The sequence below is a fragment of the Dechloromonas sp. CZR5 genome (assembly GCF_008711155.1).
Taxonomy (GTDB): Bacteria; Pseudomonadota; Gammaproteobacteria; order Burkholderiales; family Rhodocyclaceae; genus Azonexus.
On the sequence record NZ_VUYQ01000005.1, the window covers coordinates 164,784 to 180,840 of the forward strand.

Here is a 16,057-nt window from a genome sequence, read left to right on the forward strand (position 1 = left end):
GATTTCCGATCAGGTCAGTAGTGCAATCGATAGTTAAGCTGGATTTCGCGGGTAATGCCGCCGACTTGCAGGCCGGCCTTGCCGGTTCCCCAGGTCAGGCTGAAGTGGTCGGCGCCGAGCACGCTGCCGGCGATGCCGATGCGCAGGTCGTAGCCCGGCCCCAGGTTGCTGTGCCAAGTGCGGGCGACGCTGGCGTAGGGGCGCAGGGCGCGGGTGTAGGCCTGCTCGTGGCGGATGTCGGTGGACAGGCGCAGGCCGTAGAAATTGAAGCTGTCGGGCAGGAAGAAGCCGGGCTGGAGTTCGCCGACCGAGCTCATGGCGGCGGGCAGGATGGCGTTCAAGGCCGGGTCGGCATAGCTGCTTTCGCGGTTGAAACGGTGCGCCGACCAGAAGGCACCGATCTCGAGGTTCGGATTTTCCTGGCGTAGCGCGTGGCTGTAGATCAGGTTGGTGTGATCGCCGCGGCCGACGGCGGAGCCGGTCTGCAGCGTGTAACGCTCGACGACCTGTTCCACGGTCAGCCGGTCGAGGCGGGTGGGGGCGTAGGAAAGGGCGAGCAGGGCGCGGTCCTTCATGCCGGCGACGCGCAGCGCGGTGCTTTCGAGACTGGGCAGGTGCTGGCCGAGGCCGATGCGCAGCGACAGGCGGTCGTCGATACGCCGCGTGTGTTCGACCTGTAGCGGCGTGTAATCGTCCAGGCTGCGGCGCTGTTCGATCAGGAAGGCGGTGCTGCCGTCGTCGTGCCGCAGGTTCATGCGCAAGCTGACGAAGCTTTCGTCGGGGGCGTGGCGCATGATGTCGGGGTCGCCCACCGAGCGGCGTAGCTGGCCCATCGACAGGTCCATGGCGAGGCGGGGCGTCAGGGCCAGATGTATCTGCGCCGATGCCAGCAATTCGTCGATGGCGCCGAGCTTGCGGCTTGCCGCTTGGCCCCCGGCATGGTCACTGAAGTCGAGCAGCGACTCGGTGAGCTGCATGTGCAGCGGATCGTCGTCGGTCTGTCGATCCTGGCTCTCGAAGGCATCGGTCTGCGCCTCGCGGATGGCGCCGAGCACGCTGGCGGCCCGTATCCGGTCGTAACGCGGCAGCCGCTCGCCATGGTTGTCGAGCAGGGTGTGCAGGGCGCTCCTGTCGTCTTCGGCGAGGGCCACCGATATCTCGGCCCACAGGGGGCGGTTGGCCGGTTTGCCCAGTGCGCGGGCGGCCTGCTGCCACAGGTAGGCGCGTTCGGCCGGGTATTCGCCGGCCTGCTGCATCCAGCCGATGATCATTTCGCTGACGGAGGGCGTCGCGGCCTGCCCGCGCTCGCGGTCCAGGCGCAGCAGTTCGCGCAGGGTTCCCAGGCTGCGGTCGCCGTTGCCGGAGAGCATGGTCAGGCGGGCGCGGGCCAGGCGGCGCGCCTCCTCCAGCGCCTCTTCGCCCAGCCAGTCGCGGCCGGCGGGGCCTTGGGCGTTTTGGCGGGCGCGCCATTCGCGACTCAGCAGTTGGCGGCGCAGGCGCCAGGCGCGGTCGGATTGCTGGTTCTGGTCGAGCGCGTCGGCGTAATTCATCAGCCACAGGAAATCGTTCTCGTGGTCGCCGAAGCGGGGCGTCAGGTACTGCTCCAGCGCCACCCTGGGGAGGGACAGGGCGAGGTAGGCGGCGGCCAGCGCGTCGTGCATGGCCGGGTTCGCGCGCCAGGAGGGTTCGTGGCTGGCGAGAAAACGGCGCAGGCCGGGGGCATCGTTGCTGTCGATCAGCACCCAGAGCAGGCTGCTGCGGATTTCGTCGGAGCGCGGCGCCAGGGCCAGTGCTGCCGCCAGGTCGCGGCCGGCTTCCCGGAGCTGGCCGACATGGTGATGGTAGGCCGCGCAGAAGCGCAGGAACTCGGCGTCGCGACGCAGGGCGGGCAGCGTGTCGTAGGGGGGCGGGGCATCCGGCTTCAGGCGTTCGAGCAGCTTGCCGATGGCTGGCCACTGCTCGCTTCCCGCATAAAACCCGAGGGCGCGGGTCAGGTATCTGGATTCCCGGAAGCGCTCCCAAGCCGCCAAGGCGGCACGGGCGGCCGTCTGCGGCGCCGGTCCGGCGCTCATGGCGATGAGGGCGTCGAAGTCGCCGGTCTCGGCCAGCGTACTCTGGCCGATCAGTTCGTAGGCACGAATGGCCAGGTCAGCATTCTGTTCGCGCAGCGCCAGTTGACCGGTCAGGCGCAGGCGTTCGCGTTCGTCGGCCGAGCCAGGGGCGGCAGGGTTCCAAGCAGCTTCGAGCCAGCGCAGGCCTTCGCCGGAACGGTCGAGCAGAGCGGCAAGCGTGGCGGCGCGCACGGCGCGTTGCGGAGTGATTTCGGCCGGGTTTTCGAACAGACGACGCCACAGTTGCAAGGCGCGTTGCGGGTCGCCGGCCCGGTCGGCGAGGTCGGCCATCATCTCGACCAGCATGCCGCGCTGGCTATGCCGGCTGCGCGGTTCAAGGAAGTCCAACGCGGCCAGCGGCTCCCCCAGCCGCTCCCAGGTGGCGATGGCTTGCCGATAGAGTGCGATGTCGTCTGGTTGGCCCGCAATCTGGTATTGGATGGCGGCGAGCAGGGCGCGGTCGTCGAGCAGGCCCGGTGCCAGGCGGAGCACGGCCTGCCAGGCGTCGTCGCGCTGGGTCTGGCGCGCCAGGTGCCACCATTGCTCCAGCGCCTGCTCGGGGCGGGCCGTCCATTCGGCAACCTTGGCCAGGCGTTCGCGCCAGACCATGTTGTCCGGCGCCTGGCGGACGGCCGAGGCGGCGACCTTCCAGGCGTCGTCCAGCTTGCGGTTTTCCAGGAAGACCTCGTAGCCGAGCGTGTAGGTCTTGTCGTCAAAGGGCAGCTTCGGACCGCCGCCGGACTCGCTCCGCAGAGAGACCTTTTGCGGGAAGGCTTCGCCATGCGCTTCGGCGAAGCGCACCTGCTCCAGTTGGCGCAACAGGCTGAGGCGTAGCAGGCGGCGCACGTAGCGGTCGGCGAGATCGGGGCGGCCGGCGGCGCGAGCCAGCCGGGTGGCGAAATCGAGCATCTCGGGGTCGTTTTCCTGGTCGCCGATTTCGCGTTCGAGGAGGCGCACGGCATCGCCGAGCAGGTTGCCCGATTGCAGGGTGCGCAGGGCATCCAGGCGGTAGGCGTTGGCCTCCTTGCGTTCCGGGCTGCGGGCGCTGGCCAGCAGGGAGAGTTCGGCGCTGCTGCGATAGTCGCCATGCGCCAGGGCGATGGCCGCGCCGCGCGCGAAGTGGCTGGCCGCCTCGCGGTTGCCCAGCCCGCTCGCGCCCTTGCGGTAGAGGGCCAGGGCGCAGGTGGTGTCGCCGATCTCGAACGCCTGTTCGGCCATCGTCAGGAGACGCTCGTCCGGCCAATTTTCCTGGGCCAGGCGGTCGAGTTGCGCCGATAGTTCGCGCTTGCGCGCCTGGCGCTCGGTGCTGGCGCCGGGCGGCAGAGCGCGGAATTCGCGGGCGGCACCTTGCCAGAGTATCCATTGCGCTTCGCGCTGGAGTTCCTTGTCCTTGCTGGCGAGCACAGGTTGCAGCGTGGCTCGTAGCGACGCCGTGTCGCCATGGCGCAGCGCCTGGGCGGCGACCAGCAGGCGCAGCTTGGGGTCGTCGGGGTTGCTGCGCAGCAGGTTGCTGAGATAAGCGCTGCTCAACTCGCTCTCCGGTGCCCGGCCGATGCGTTCGAGCAGCGCCTTCTGGGGATAGACGAGCACCAGTGCGAGCAGGATCATTGCGGCCAGCACGAGCAGCACCCAGGGCGGGGCAAGGCTGGGGCGGTCAGCGCCCGGCGCAGGCGATTTCGATTTGCGCAGCGGCATGGTTCAGCTTGAAGCCGGAAACGGGCGTGCCGTCCAGGCTTTCCTTGCGGGCGACAACGGCCGGCTTGCCGTCGATCAGGGTCTGGCAGCCGGCGACATTGGCCAGGCGAAAGTCCAGCGCCTGATGTCCCTTGAGCGCAAAGCGCAGGCGCCCGGCGGCGCTCTCCCAGCTGACGATGCGGGCGTTGGCGTCGAGCAGGTAGGGTGCTGCCGACGTCCCGGCGGCTTCCCCGCTCAGCGCGAAGCGCGCGGTGGCGCCGGTCAGGTGGAGGTAGTTGCCGCTGCCATCCTTGTGGAAGCCGGCGACGCCGTCAGCGCCATCGAGCCGGGGCCGCCAGTCGTCGGGCAGGCGCAGGGTGCGGAGGTCGCCGTTGCCGCGGATGCGCCAGCCGTCGTCGTCGCGCCCGATGGCCAGGGTGTGGAAATCGTGGACCTTGGTGATGTATTCCGAGGCGAACACGGGGTGCAGGGCCTGGCGCTCCGTCCAGGCGAAAACCTTGTGCAGGGCGTTCAGGGCGGCGGGCTTGCTGGCCGAATAGGTATGGTAGTAGATGTTGACCGGCTTCAGGCGGCGGGGGAGTTCGGTCATCTCGAAGGTTTCGACGACACGCTCGTAGCCGTAGAAGGGGCCGTGCCACAGGTTGGTGTAGATGTTCTCGTTGGTGATCGGAGCGTAGACCTGCAGGAATTCCCCTTTCCGGATGCCCAGTGCCCCGACGGCGGTGAGCGACGGATTGCTGCGCGAAATCGAGGTGTCGCCGCCGTTCATGTTGAGGAAGCCGGCCTCGTTGGTGATTTTCAGCGCTTCCTCGCCGGGGGCGGTGTCTCCCGACCAGAGCAGGATGCGCACCGGCTTGTCCGGCGGCGCGAGGTGTTGCCGGATGTAGTCCATCGAGCCGACGATTTCACGGTTGAGGTCGAAGCGATAACCCGGAAGGTCGAGGTGGTAGGTTTCCTCCTTGCCGTCCTTGAAGATGCCGTGGCGCACCGAATGATCCCAGCGGAACGGGTGGGCATAGGTGTGGCTGGCGATTTCGACGTGGGGCAGCCGGAACATTTTTCGGGCGCTTTCTTCCAGCCGGGGGCTGAGCTTCGGGTGCAGCCCGCCGGCGGCAATCTCGCCCTCGATTACCGATACCGTGGTGGGGATGCGGTACTTGAGCAGCACCTTGTCGAGCAGTACCTCGGCCGCTGTCGGCGCGCCGGGGAATTCGGCGAGGGAGGGAAAGCCGTCGCCGTCGATGTGGGAGAAGAACAGACGGCGGCCGTTTTCGGTGGTCACGTCGGGCATCGGCATGCCGGGCAGGCGCAGGCTGGCCTGCAGGAAGGCAAAGGGATCGATCACCCAGCGGCTTTGGTCGTTGCCGGGAACCTCGTGCAGCGCGAATGGCTCGAAAATGAAACCGCCCCAAGACATCAGCGCGCCGCCGCTGTAACGCTCGCCGCTTTCGTCGCGCAGCTCGATAAGGGGGGCGGCGTCGTCGCCGATCGTGCGGATGGCGGGCGCCTCGCCCGGGCGAGGCTGGGCACGCGCCTCGAAGCCGATCATCGGGTGCTGGCGGGTGATGCGCAGGGTGCCGCGCGGTTTGGCCGGTACCGCCTCCAGGTTGAAGCGCCGGCCGAAGCTGCGATCGGCAATGAAGCCGAGTTCGCCGACGATGGCGATGGGCAGCTTGTCGTCCTGCCGGCCCGTCAGCCAGCGGCTTAGCGCCGTGCTGTGCGGGGCGGGCAGCCCGCCGGACAGCCAGACGACAACCCCCGCGTAGCGGTCGGGCGCGACATCGGGCAGGGGTTGGCGGACATCGGCGTAGTCCACCACATAACCGAGGTGGTTGAGCGGCATCTGCAGGTAGCGGTGGGCATTGCTGTAATTGAGTGCCGGCGATTCGGCGCTGTCATAAAGCATCATCACGCGTCGAGGCTGGGATTCGACGCTGCCGATGCCCATCGACTCGAGCTGGCTGTCGGTGACCCAGGGGATGAAACCGTGGCTTTTGATCTTGTTGGCGGTTTCGCGGCGGAGCGCGCGCTGGCCGGCGGCGACGTAGTCGATGACCAGAACCTCGATCCCGTGCTGTTCGCGGATGGCCTTGAGCTGTCCGAGCAGCCATGCGCGATCGTTTTCGCGGACAGCTTCGTAGCGCCGGGCCGAGGCGTTCCAGCCTTGGTAGAGCGATTCGGCGGCGACCATGAAGACCTTGTCGCGCACCCGGGGAACGATCTCGAAGCCGCGGTTGAGGATGAGCTGGATGCCCGGGAAACGGCGGTGCAGCGTTTCGATGACCCGGATCAGGCCTTGCTGCTGTGCCGCTTCGTCGAAATTCCTGGCTAGGCGATACGAGTCCAGGGTGTCGAGGAAAAAACCGCGGTATCCCTTTTCCCAGAGGGGGGCGACGACCCGGCTGGCGAAGAAATCGGGCCAGGCCTCCGGTGTCTGGTCGATGACTTCCGAACCCCAGTCGCCGTTGCGCGCCATTTTCCACAGGCTGGGGATGTCCTTGAAGTAGCTGCGCCCGGGGTGTGCCTCGGCTACCGAGACGTAGGCGAACAGGCGACTGTCAGGGCGCGCGTAGGTCTTCGGGTCATGGCCGTGGTCGGGCTCGACGACGACGATATCGAAAATACGGAATTCATGCAGGGCGGCTTGCTTGCCGTAGTACAGCGCAACGGCTGGCGAGGCGCAGGCCAGGCCGGCGGCGGCCCAGACGGCAAGGGCAGCGAAAATGCGGAGGAGTGCCACGCGCGGACATCTTGTTTTTCAGGATGACAAGATTAGACCGCAGGCACCGGCCGGGCAGAAAGGAAATATTGCGAAGAATTGTGAGCTAGGTCACGGTACCTGCGAGAAAGCCGGCGATGCCGCTGGGGGTGATGCGTTCGGCATGCTGCCGGGAGGGCGTGTTGTCTGGTAACACAGGCTATTCAGGAAATGGCCAGCATCCGGTCAAGCGCCAGCTTGGCCAGCTTGGCTTCATGTTCCGGCACGCGGATGGCGTTCACCACCTTGCCTTCGGCGAGGTTTTCGAGCGTCCAGGCCAGGTGCTGCGGGTCGATGCGCTGCATGGTCGAGCACATGCAGATGGTGGTCGCCATGAACTGCACAATCTTCTTTTGCGGCAGCACTTCCTTGGCCAGGCGGTCGACCAGATTCAGTTCGGTGCCGACCAGCCAGCGGGTGCCTTCCGGCGCTTCCTTGATGGTTTTGACGATGTGCTCGGTCGAGCCGACGTAATCGGACGCGGCGCACACCTCGAAATTGCATTCCGGGTGGGCGATGACCTTGCCGTCCGGATACTTGGCGCGGAAGGCATCGATGTGCGACTTCTGGAACATCTGGTGCACCGAGCAGTGGCCCTTCCAGAGCAGGATGCGCGCCTTCTTGATCTGCGCCGGGGTCAGGCCGCCGAGTTCGAGGTCGGGGTCCCAGACGACCATTTCATCCATGGCAAAGCCCATCTGGTGGCCGGTCCACCGGCCGAGATGCTGGTCGGGGAAGAACAGCACTTTCGGGCGACGCTCGAAGGCCCATTTGGCGATGGTGCCGGCATTCGAGGAGGTGCAGACGATGCCGCCGTGCTCGCCGCAGAACGCTTTCAGGTCGGCGGCCGAGTTGATGTAGGTGACCGGGGTGACTTCCTCTTCGGCATTCAGCACTTCGTTCAGTTCGCGCCAGCAGCGCTCGACCTTGGCCAGGTTCGCCATGTCGGCCATCGAGCAGCCGGCGGCGAGGTCAGGCAGGATGGCCGTCTGGTTCGGGGCGGTCATGATGTCGGCGACTTCGGCCATGAAATGCACGCCGCAGAAGACGACGTATTCGGAATCGGTCTGCGAGGCGAGGCGCGACAGCTTCAGCGAGTCACCGGTCAGGTCGGCGTACTGGTACACGTCGGCGCGCTGGTAATGGTGGCAGAGGATGACGGCCTTCTTGCCGAGCTTGGCACGGGCGGCGCGGATGCGCTCGTGGCAGGCCTCGTCGGACAGGGCGTTGAACGGGTCGAAAGAAATGGTGGCAGTCTGCATCGCTGATCTCTGAATGGCGCCGTTGAATTCGGACGCGCGGTATTATCCCTGAATCCACGGCAAGCCGGCTTTGCGCCAGCCGCCAATATTTCCACGATGCCCGTTGGCATCCTTGTCACCCTCGAAGCCCTCGAGGATGTTGTAGCTGTTGTTGTAGCCGACTTCCGCGGCAGCGTTCGCGGCGCCGATGGAGCGTACGCCGCTGCGGCACAGGAATAGCACCAGCGCTTCCGGATCGACCTGGCGCTTGAGTTCGGCGACGAAATTGGGGTTGCGCACGCCACCCGGGTACTGGTTCCACTCGATTTCGACAGCGCCGGGTACGCGGCCCACCCAGTCCCACTCGGCACGGGTGCGGACATCGACCAGCCTGGCACCGGGCGCCAGCTGCAACAGCGCGTGAGCCTCTGTAGGGGTCAGTTCCCCCTGGTAGGGGCGTTCGAGTGCGCGGCCCCGCTCGGCGGCGAGGGTCAGAATTTCCGTTAACTTTCCCATAATGTCCAACTGCTAGAATCTCAGGCCAATAGTATAGGGTACAGCACATGGCACAAGGGGATCACCCGGCAGCGGCATCGTTGGCGGAACGGGCTGCCGAGGCGCAGAAGGCAACCTGGGTCAGCGTCGCCGTCAATCTGGTGATGACCGTTGCCCAGCTTGTCGTCGGCTGGATGGCGCATTCTCAGTCGCTGGTGGCGCACGGCCTGCATTCCTTTTCCGATCTGCTTTCCGACTTTCTGGTCATCTACGCCAGCCGCCAAAGCGCCCATCCGGCCGATGAGGCCCACCCCTACGGTCACGCCCGCATGGAAACCGGCGCAACGCTGGTGCTCGGGGCGTCGCTGGCCCTGATCGGCGGCGGCATCCTCTGGGAATCGGGAATGCGGCTGCAGCATATCGAGTCCTTGCCGGTGGTCGAGTTGTCTGCCTTGTGGGTGGCGATCGCTACCGTGGTGTCGAAGGAAGGCCTGTATCGCTACCTGATCCGCGTTGCCGAACGCCAGCGCTCGCAATTGCTCACGGCGAATGCATTGCATACGCGGGCCGATGCGGCGTCGGCGCTGGTCGTGGTGGTCGGCATCGGGGGCGCGCTGATGGGCTGGTCTTTCCTCGATCTGCTGGCGGCCGCGCTGATGGGTTTCATGATCCTGCGCATGGGGGTGGAACTGTCGTGGGGCGCCTTCCAGGAGCTGATCGATACCGGACTCGATGCGACACAGGTCGAGGCTATCCGCCAGACGCTGGTGGCGACGCCGGGCGTTCTCGGCCTCCATCAGTTGCGCACGCGCCGCATGGCGCATCAGGCACTGGTCGATGCCCATGTCCAGGTCGATGCGCGGATCAGCGTTTCCGAGGGGCATCGCATTGCCGAGTCGGCGCGGGCGCGCGTCTTGCGCGAGCATCCCGAAGTGCTGGATGTGCTGGTTCATATCGATCCGGAAGATGATGGAGATCCCGATCTTGTGGTCCCGCGATTGCCGGCACGCGAGGTGTTGCTCCGCGAATTGCAGCCGTTGTTGGCGGATTTGCCGGTGCCGGAGAAAATCTTGCTGCATTACCTCAACGGCAAGGTCGAGGTCGAGATTTTCCTGAGGCATGCATTTTTCGAGAATGGCGAAGCGCTCAGACTGGCGGAAGAGGGAATTGCCGAGCGCCTGCGCAACCATGCCGTGGTGCGCAGTATTTCGCTGAATTGCATGATCGCACCAAAGTAGTGCGTGTTTTTGCTTCCTGGCACTGTTGTGGTGCGCCCATTCTCTGCTTATCGCGGGCATCTCGTTGTGGCAGAATAGAAAAATTGACTTCAGCGGCTGGCACGTAATCTGCTAAAAGCCTGGGGCTGAATTTTGATTGTCGCCGGTTTTGCCGGCACCTTGTTTTCTTTGGAGACTGACTCTTATGGCAACCCCGCAAGACGTGATGAAGATGGTCAAGGAAAACGACGCCAAGTTCGTCGATTTCCGTTTCACCGACACCCGTGGCAAGGAACAGCACGTCACCGTGCCGGTTTCCCATTTCGACGAAGACAAGTTCGAGAGCGGCCACGCTTTCGACGGTTCGTCCATCGCCGGCTGGAAGGGCATTCAGGCTTCCGACATGCTGCTGATGCCGGACCCGGCCACTGCCTACATCGACCCGTTCTTCGACGAAACCACCGTCGTCCTGACCTGTGACGTCGTCGATCCGACCGACGGCCGTGGTTACGACCGCGATCCGCGCTCCATCGCCAAGCGCGCCGAAGCCTACCTGAAGTCCTCCGGCCTGGGCGATACCGCCTACTTCGGTCCGGAACCCGAATTCTTCATCTTCGACGGCGTCGAATGGTCTGTCGACATGTCCGGCTGCCAATTGAAGATTCACTCTGCTGAAGCCTCCTGGGGTGCCGGCGAGAAGAACGAAGGCCAAGGTGCCACCGGTCACCGTCCGGCCGTCAAGGGCGGCTACTTCCCGGTTCCGCCGGTCGACAGCCTGCATGACATCCGTTCCGCCATGGTCCTGACCCTGGAAGCTCTGGGCGTGCCGGTCGAAGTTCACCACCACGAAGTGGCCAACGCCGGCCAGTGCGAAATCGGTACCAAGTTCAGCACGCTGGTTCAGCGCGCCGACTGGACCCAGGTCCAGAAGTACGTGACCCACAACGTGGCTCACCAGTACGGCAAGACCGCCACCTTCATGCCGAAGCCGATCGTTGGCGACAACGGTTCGGGCATGCACGTTCACCAGTCCGTCTGGAAGGACGGCAAGAACCTGTTCGCCGGTGACGGCTATGCTGGCCTGTCCGAATTCGCGATCTACTACATCGGCGGCATCATCAAGCATGCCAAGGCCCTGAACGCGATCACCAACCCGGGCACCAACTCCTACAAGCGTCTGGTCCCGCACTACGAAGCCCCGGTCAAGCTGGCTTACTCCGCCAAGAACCGTTCCGCTTCCATCCGTATCCCGTTCGTTGCCTCGACCAAGGGTCGTCGCGTCGAAGCCCGCTTCCCGGATCCCCTGTCCAACCCGTACCTGTGCTTCGCTGCCCTGCTGATGGCCGGCCTGGACGGTGTTCAGAACAAGATCCACCCGGGCGATCCGGCTTCCAAGAACCTGTACGACCTGCCGCCGGAAGAAGACGCACAGATCCCGACCGTCTGCGCTTCCCTCGAAGAAGCGCTGGAAAATCTGGACAAGGATCGCGAGTTCCTGACCCGTGGCGGCGTCTTCTCCAACGACTGGATCGATGCCTTCATCGCCCTGAAGATGGAAGAAGTGAACAAGGTTCGCATGACGACCCACCCGGTCGAATTCGACCTCTACTACAGCCTGTAATCGGCGCAGTTGAAAAAGGGCGGGTTTCCCGCCCTTTTTTTGTCCACTTTTTCCTGGCTCTGGCGTTAAGTCCGTTACACTGAAAAAGTTACAAGGATTGATGACGATGATGCGCAGTTCACTTGCCTTGCTGATTGCCTTGATTCCCTTTTCGGTTTCGGCGCAGAGCATTTATAAATGTACCGACGTCAACGGCAGCACGACCTATTCCAGTTCGCGGCTCGACAAGAACTGCAAGGTGATCTCCAGTGGTCCCGAGAATTCCCTGCCGGCCCCCAAGGCCAGGCCCGCCGGCGCGGCTGCAAATCCTTCGCCGAGTGGCTTTCCGCGCGTTGCCGAGGATGCCCAGAAGGCCCGCGACGGCGACCGTCGCCATATTCTCGAGCAGGAACTGGCGGGCGAGCAGCGCAGCCTTGAGCAGGCCAAAAAGGAACTGGCCGAGCAGGAAGCGACACGGGGTGGTTCCAGCGACCGGAGCGCACCGTATCGCGACCGTGTTGGACAGCATGAGCGGAACATCCAGGCCATCCAGAAGGAGCTGGGAAATCTGAAGTAGCTGTTTGGGTGAGGGTCGAGCGGTCAGTTTGAGATTTGAGGGCGCCGAGGCGCCCTCTGTCTTTTACTCAAGGCTAAGCGTGCGATTCGCTCCTGACTTTGTACCAGGCCGCATAAAGGGCTGGCAGGAAGAGCAGCGTCAGGGCGGTGGCAACGATCAGGCCGCCCATGATGGCGACGGCCATGGGGCCGAAAAAGTCGTTGCGCGACAGCGGAATCATCGCCAGCACGGCAGCCGCGGCAGTCAGGACGATGGGGCGGAAGCGCCGGACGGTCGATTCGATGATCGCTTCCCGCCTTGCCTTGCCGGCGGCCAGATCCTGTTCAATCTGGTCGACGAGAATGACCGAGTTGCGCATGATCATGCCAAACAATGCGATCGTGCCGAGTAGCGCCATGAAGCCGAAGGGCTTGTTGAAGACCAGCAGGAAGAGCGCGATGCCGATGATGCCGAGAGGAGCCGTCAGCAGCACCATGGCGACCCGCGAAACGCTTTGCAGCTGGATCATCAGGATGGTGACGACAGCCAGCACAAAGAGCGGGATGCCGGCCATGACCGAGTTGGAGCCCTTGGCCGATTCCTCCACGGAGCCGCCGGTGGCGATGCGGTAGCCGTCGGGCAGTGCCGCCTGGATGGCGTTGATATCCGGCTTGATGCGGTCGACAATGGTCGCCGGTTGCGTCTTGCCGTACAGGTTGCCGCGTACCGTGATCGTCGGCAAGCGGTCACGCCGCCAGATCAGCCCGGGCTCGAAGCCGTGCTTCAGGCGAGCGACCTGGCTGAGCGGCACGCTCTTTCCGGAGCGCGTCGGTAGCGAAAGGTCGGGCAGTGCCGAGAGAAAATGGCGCTCGTCCCGGTCGCCGCGCAGAACCACGTCGATGGTTTTCTCGCCTTCGCGGAAGCTGGTTATGACAAAGCCGTTCAGCGACATGTTCAGCAGCGCTGCGATGTCCTGGCTGGAAACACCCAGCACGCGCGCCTTGTCCTGGTCGATCTCGATTTCGATCGATTTCGACAATTCGCTCCAGTCCAGATTGATGTTGCTCAGTTCGGGGGCCTTGCTCATAACCGCAGCGATATCGTTCGCCGTCTTGCGCAGGATTTCCGTATCCTCCCCGGAGATGCGGTATTGCACCGGGTAGCCGACCGGCGGTCCGTTCTCGATGCGACTGATGCTGGCGCGGGCGCCGAAAGCTTCACTGTCGTACAGCCGGATCAGGCGCTCGCGCAAGGCTTCGCGGGATTCGACACTATTCGTCACAATGACGAACTGGCTGACGTTGTTGGATGCCAGTTGCTGGTCGAGACTCAGGTAGTAGCGCGGCGTGCCGGAGCCGATATAGGCGATGTAGTGCCCAAAATCGTCGTGTTCGGTCTTGTCCTGCTCCAGCCATTGCTCAAGGCGCCGGGTTTCGGCATCGATGGCCGTGAGCGAGGCGCCTTCCGGCAGGCGCAGCTCGACGTTGAGTTCGAGGCGGGTCGAGTTCGGGAAGAACTGTTTCTGTACCTTGCCCATGCCGACGATGGACAGCACGAACAGCAGGACGGTGATGCCGATGACCAGCCAGCGACGCCGTACGCACCAGGCGACGAGGGCGCGGAAGCGGGTATAGAACGGCGTGCCGTAGACGTCGTGGTCCTCGGCATGGGCCGGGCCGCTGAGGCCGATCCTGGCGATCAACCTGGCCAGGCCGGGTGCCTTGCGTTGCAGCATGCCGGGCGGGCGCGCGGCGCGCGGGTCGGGGAGCAGCTTGTAGCCAAGCCAGGGAATTGCGATCACGGCGGCCAGCCACGAAATGAGCAGGGCGACGGCGTTGATCTGGAAGAAGGCAAAAGCGTATTCGCCGGTCGACGACTTGGCCAGCGCAATGGGAATGAAGCCGGCGACGGTGACCAGGGTTCCCGAGAGCATCGGCCCGGCCGTGCTGGTGTAGGCAAAGGAAGCGGCCCGGGTGCGTTCCCACCCCTGTTCCATCTTCACCCACATCATTTCGACGGCAATGATGGCATCGTCCACCAGCAGGCCGAGTGCCAGGACCAGTGCGCCGAGCGATACCTTGTGCAGGCCGACGTTGAACCACGACATGGCGAGAAAGGTCGCGGCCAGCACCAGCGGAATGGAGATGGCGACGACGAGGCCGGTACGTATGCCCAGGCTGATGAAGGTGACCGCCATGACGACCAGAACCGCCTCGGCCAGCGACTGGACGAAAGCCTGCACCGAGCGCTTGACGGCGTCGGGCTGGCTGGCCGCCTCGCCGATCTCGACGCCGACCGGCAGGTTGGCCTGCAGGGCGGCGATCCGGGTTTTCAGGTCTTTGCCGAGCTGGATGATGTCGCCGCCCTTGACCATGGAAACCCCGATGGCCAGCGCCTGCTTGCCGCCAAAGCGGACCTGGGTGGCCGGCGGATCGCTGGTGCCGCGCCGGACGCTCGCGATGTCGCCGAGGCGGAAGCTGCGATTGTCGGCGCGTATCAGCGTGTCGGATACCGCCTGGACCGAATCGAATGCACCGCTCGGGCGAATCTGGATGCGTTCCTGCTGCGTTTCGAAAAACCCGCTGCCGATGACGGCATTCTGCTGGGCCAGCGCCTGGACGATGATCGACTGGTCGATGCCCAGTGTGGCCAGCTTGCTGTTCGACAGTTCGACGAATATCTTTTCCTCCTGCACGCCAAAGATGTCGACCTTGCCGACATTGGGGACGCGCAGCAGTTCATCGCGGATGCGTTCGGCACGATCCTTCAGTTGCGGATAGTCGAAGCCGTCGCCGGTCAGTGCGTAAATATTCCCATAGACATCGCCGTATTCGTCGTTGAAGAAAGGGCCTTGAACGCCGGCAGGCAGGGTGTGGCGGATATCGCCGATCTTCTTGCGTACCTGATAGAAGACATCGGGTACGCTGGCTGCCGGCGTGCTGTCCTTGGCAAAGAACAACACGGTCGATTCGCCGGGCCGGGAAAAGCTCGATACACGGTCGATGTAGGGGGTTTCCTGCAATTTCCGTTCGATCTTGTCGGTCAGCTGCTGTTCGACCTGGCGTGCCGTGGCGCCCGGCCAGAAGCTGCGTACGACCATGAGCTTGAACGTGAAGGGCGGATCCTCGGCCTGGCCCAGCTTGCCATAGGCCAGTGCGCCCATCAGCGCGATGGCCAGCAGGAAAAAACCGACCAGCGTACGGTGGTGAAGGGTCCAGTCGGACAGATTGAAGCGTTGGCTCACCGCAAAGCCCTAGCGTTGCCTGGCCGGTGGCGTGATGGCCCTGGCCTGCACCGCCTGCCCGTCGACCAGCTTGCCGGCGCCGCTGACGATCACTGCGTCGCCGCCGTCCAGTCCGCTGGCGACGACGGCGCCATCTTCGCGGAATGTCGCAATCTTGACCGGTCGGGACGCCACCTTGCCATCCTTGGCGAGCCGGACGAAGGGTCCCTGGCCGGTGTCGAGCACCGCACTCAGTGGAACAAGCAACTCGTTGCCGGCGCTACCGCCGAGACGTACGCGGGCGGTCATGCCCAGGCGCACCTCGGGCGGCGGGGCGATCAGGCGAATGCGTGCTGCATAGGTGCGGGTTGCCGGGTCGGCGGCCGGCGACAGTTCGCGCAGCTCGCCGCGCAACACCGTATCGGGGTCAGCCCAAAGGCCGACCTGGATGTTGCGTGCTGCACGCATCTCGGCGATTCGGCTTTCCGGAACGGCAATGGCCACTTCCTTTTCTTCGGGGCGGGCAATTCGCAACACCGGCTGTCCGGCGGAGACGACCTGTCCGGCATCGGCCAGCACCGCCATCACTACCGCCGGTGTCTCGCTGCTTAGCGTGCCGTAAGCCGCCTGATTGCTGCTGATCCGGTTCTGCGAGCGCGCTTGCTCCAGGCGAGCCTGGGCACCGTTGAAGGCATTGTCCTTGGCTTCGAAGGCCGTTTGGCTGACGAATTTCCTGGCGACCAGGCCGGCGTAGCGTTCGCGCTCGGCACGGGCGGTGGCCAGTTCACTCTCGGCGGCGGCCAGCTGGGCGCGCGCTCCGTCGGCGGCCAATTGCAGGTCGTTGGGGTCGAGTCGGGCCAGCGGCTGGCCGGCCTTGATTTCGCTGCCGGCATCGACGAGGCGGGCGGCAATCTTGCCGCCAACGCGGAAGGCCAGATCGACTTCGTGGCGGGCGCGGATTTCGCCGGTGTAGGCCGCAGCCTGGGCGGTGGCCGCGGCGGCCGGTTGCACGAGGACGATGGGCGGCGGAGGCGGGGACGGGTCGCCACCTTGGCAGCCACCCAGCGCCATGCCGGTCGCGAGTGGCAGCAGTGACAGAAGGGCGGGAGTTTTGTGCATCGTGACGGAGGCGGAATGGGAGCGAGGAGCGATTCGGCATGA

The 16,057-nt window shown here is 64.8% G+C and carries 9 protein-coding genes; 3 read left to right on the top strand and 6 right to left on the bottom strand.

The features are described 5' to 3' along the window. Nucleotides 1-14: 14 nt before the first annotated feature. The 4 genes from F1002_RS14560 to F1002_RS14575 all read right to left on the bottom strand — a co-directional run bounded on the left by F1002_RS14560 (nt 15) and on the right by F1002_RS14575 (nt 8,321). Nucleotides 15-3,806 (bottom strand): tetratricopeptide repeat protein, encoded by a 3,792-nt coding sequence (locus F1002_RS14560; RefSeq protein WP_223879617.1) that lies wholly within the window; start codon nt 3,804-3,806, stop codon nt 15-17. After that, entirely contained in the window at nt 3,766-6,546 is a 2,781-nt protein-coding gene (locus tag F1002_RS14565; protein ID WP_150429774.1) for a bifunctional glycoside hydrolase 114/ polysaccharide deacetylase family protein, read from the bottom strand. Before F1002_RS14565 ends, F1002_RS14560 begins: the two co-directional genes overlap by 41 nt. Nucleotides 6,547-6,728: 182 nt before the next feature. Then, nucleotides 6,729-7,826: a quinolinate synthase NadA gene (nadA, locus tag F1002_RS14570; protein ID WP_150429775.1), complete on the bottom strand. Its 1,098-nt coding sequence runs from the start codon at nt 7,824-7,826 to the stop codon at nt 6,729-6,731. 42 nt (nt 7,827-7,868) lie between these two features. Beyond that, nucleotides 7,869-8,321 (bottom strand): rhodanese-like domain-containing protein, encoded by a 453-nt coding sequence (locus F1002_RS14575; RefSeq protein WP_150429776.1) that lies wholly within the window; start codon nt 8,319-8,321, stop codon nt 7,869-7,871. Between the two features lie 47 nt (nt 8,322-8,368). On the opposite strand from F1002_RS14575, the gene F1002_RS14580 reads away from it, so the two are divergent. The 3 genes from F1002_RS14580 to F1002_RS14590 all read left to right on the top strand — a co-directional run bounded on the left by F1002_RS14580 (nt 8,369) and on the right by F1002_RS14590 (nt 11,694). Beyond that, nucleotides 8,369-9,538, top strand: coding sequence for a cation diffusion facilitator family transporter (locus F1002_RS14580; RefSeq protein WP_150429777.1), 1,170 nt, complete (start codon nt 8,369-8,371; stop codon nt 9,536-9,538). A gap of 184 nt (nt 9,539-9,722) precedes the next feature. After that, on the top strand, nt 9,723-11,138 hold the full coding sequence (gene glnA / locus F1002_RS14585; RefSeq protein ID WP_150429778.1) for a type I glutamate--ammonia ligase: 1,416 nt from the start codon (nt 9,723-9,725) through the stop codon (nt 11,136-11,138). A 106-nt stretch (nt 11,139-11,244) separates the two neighbouring features. Continuing rightward, a complete protein-coding gene (locus tag F1002_RS14590; protein WP_223879618.1) occupies nt 11,245-11,694 on the top strand; it encodes a DUF4124 domain-containing protein in 450 nt (149 codons plus the stop codon). Between the two features lie 73 nt (nt 11,695-11,767). Here the strand turns inward: F1002_RS14590 and F1002_RS14595 are convergent, their stop codons facing one another. Next, nucleotides 11,768-14,917, bottom strand: a complete 3,150-nt coding sequence (locus F1002_RS14595; RefSeq protein ID WP_150429780.1) for an efflux RND transporter permease subunit — start codon at nt 14,915-14,917, stop codon at nt 11,768-11,770. A 9-nt stretch (nt 14,918-14,926) separates the two neighbouring features. Further along, the gene (locus F1002_RS14600; RefSeq protein ID WP_191090415.1) at nt 14,927-16,015 is read right to left on the bottom strand and encodes an efflux RND transporter periplasmic adaptor subunit; all 1,089 of its coding nucleotides are present in this window, start codon (nt 16,013-16,015) and stop codon (nt 14,927-14,929) included. Between the last annotated feature and the right edge of the window lie 42 nt (nt 16,016-16,057).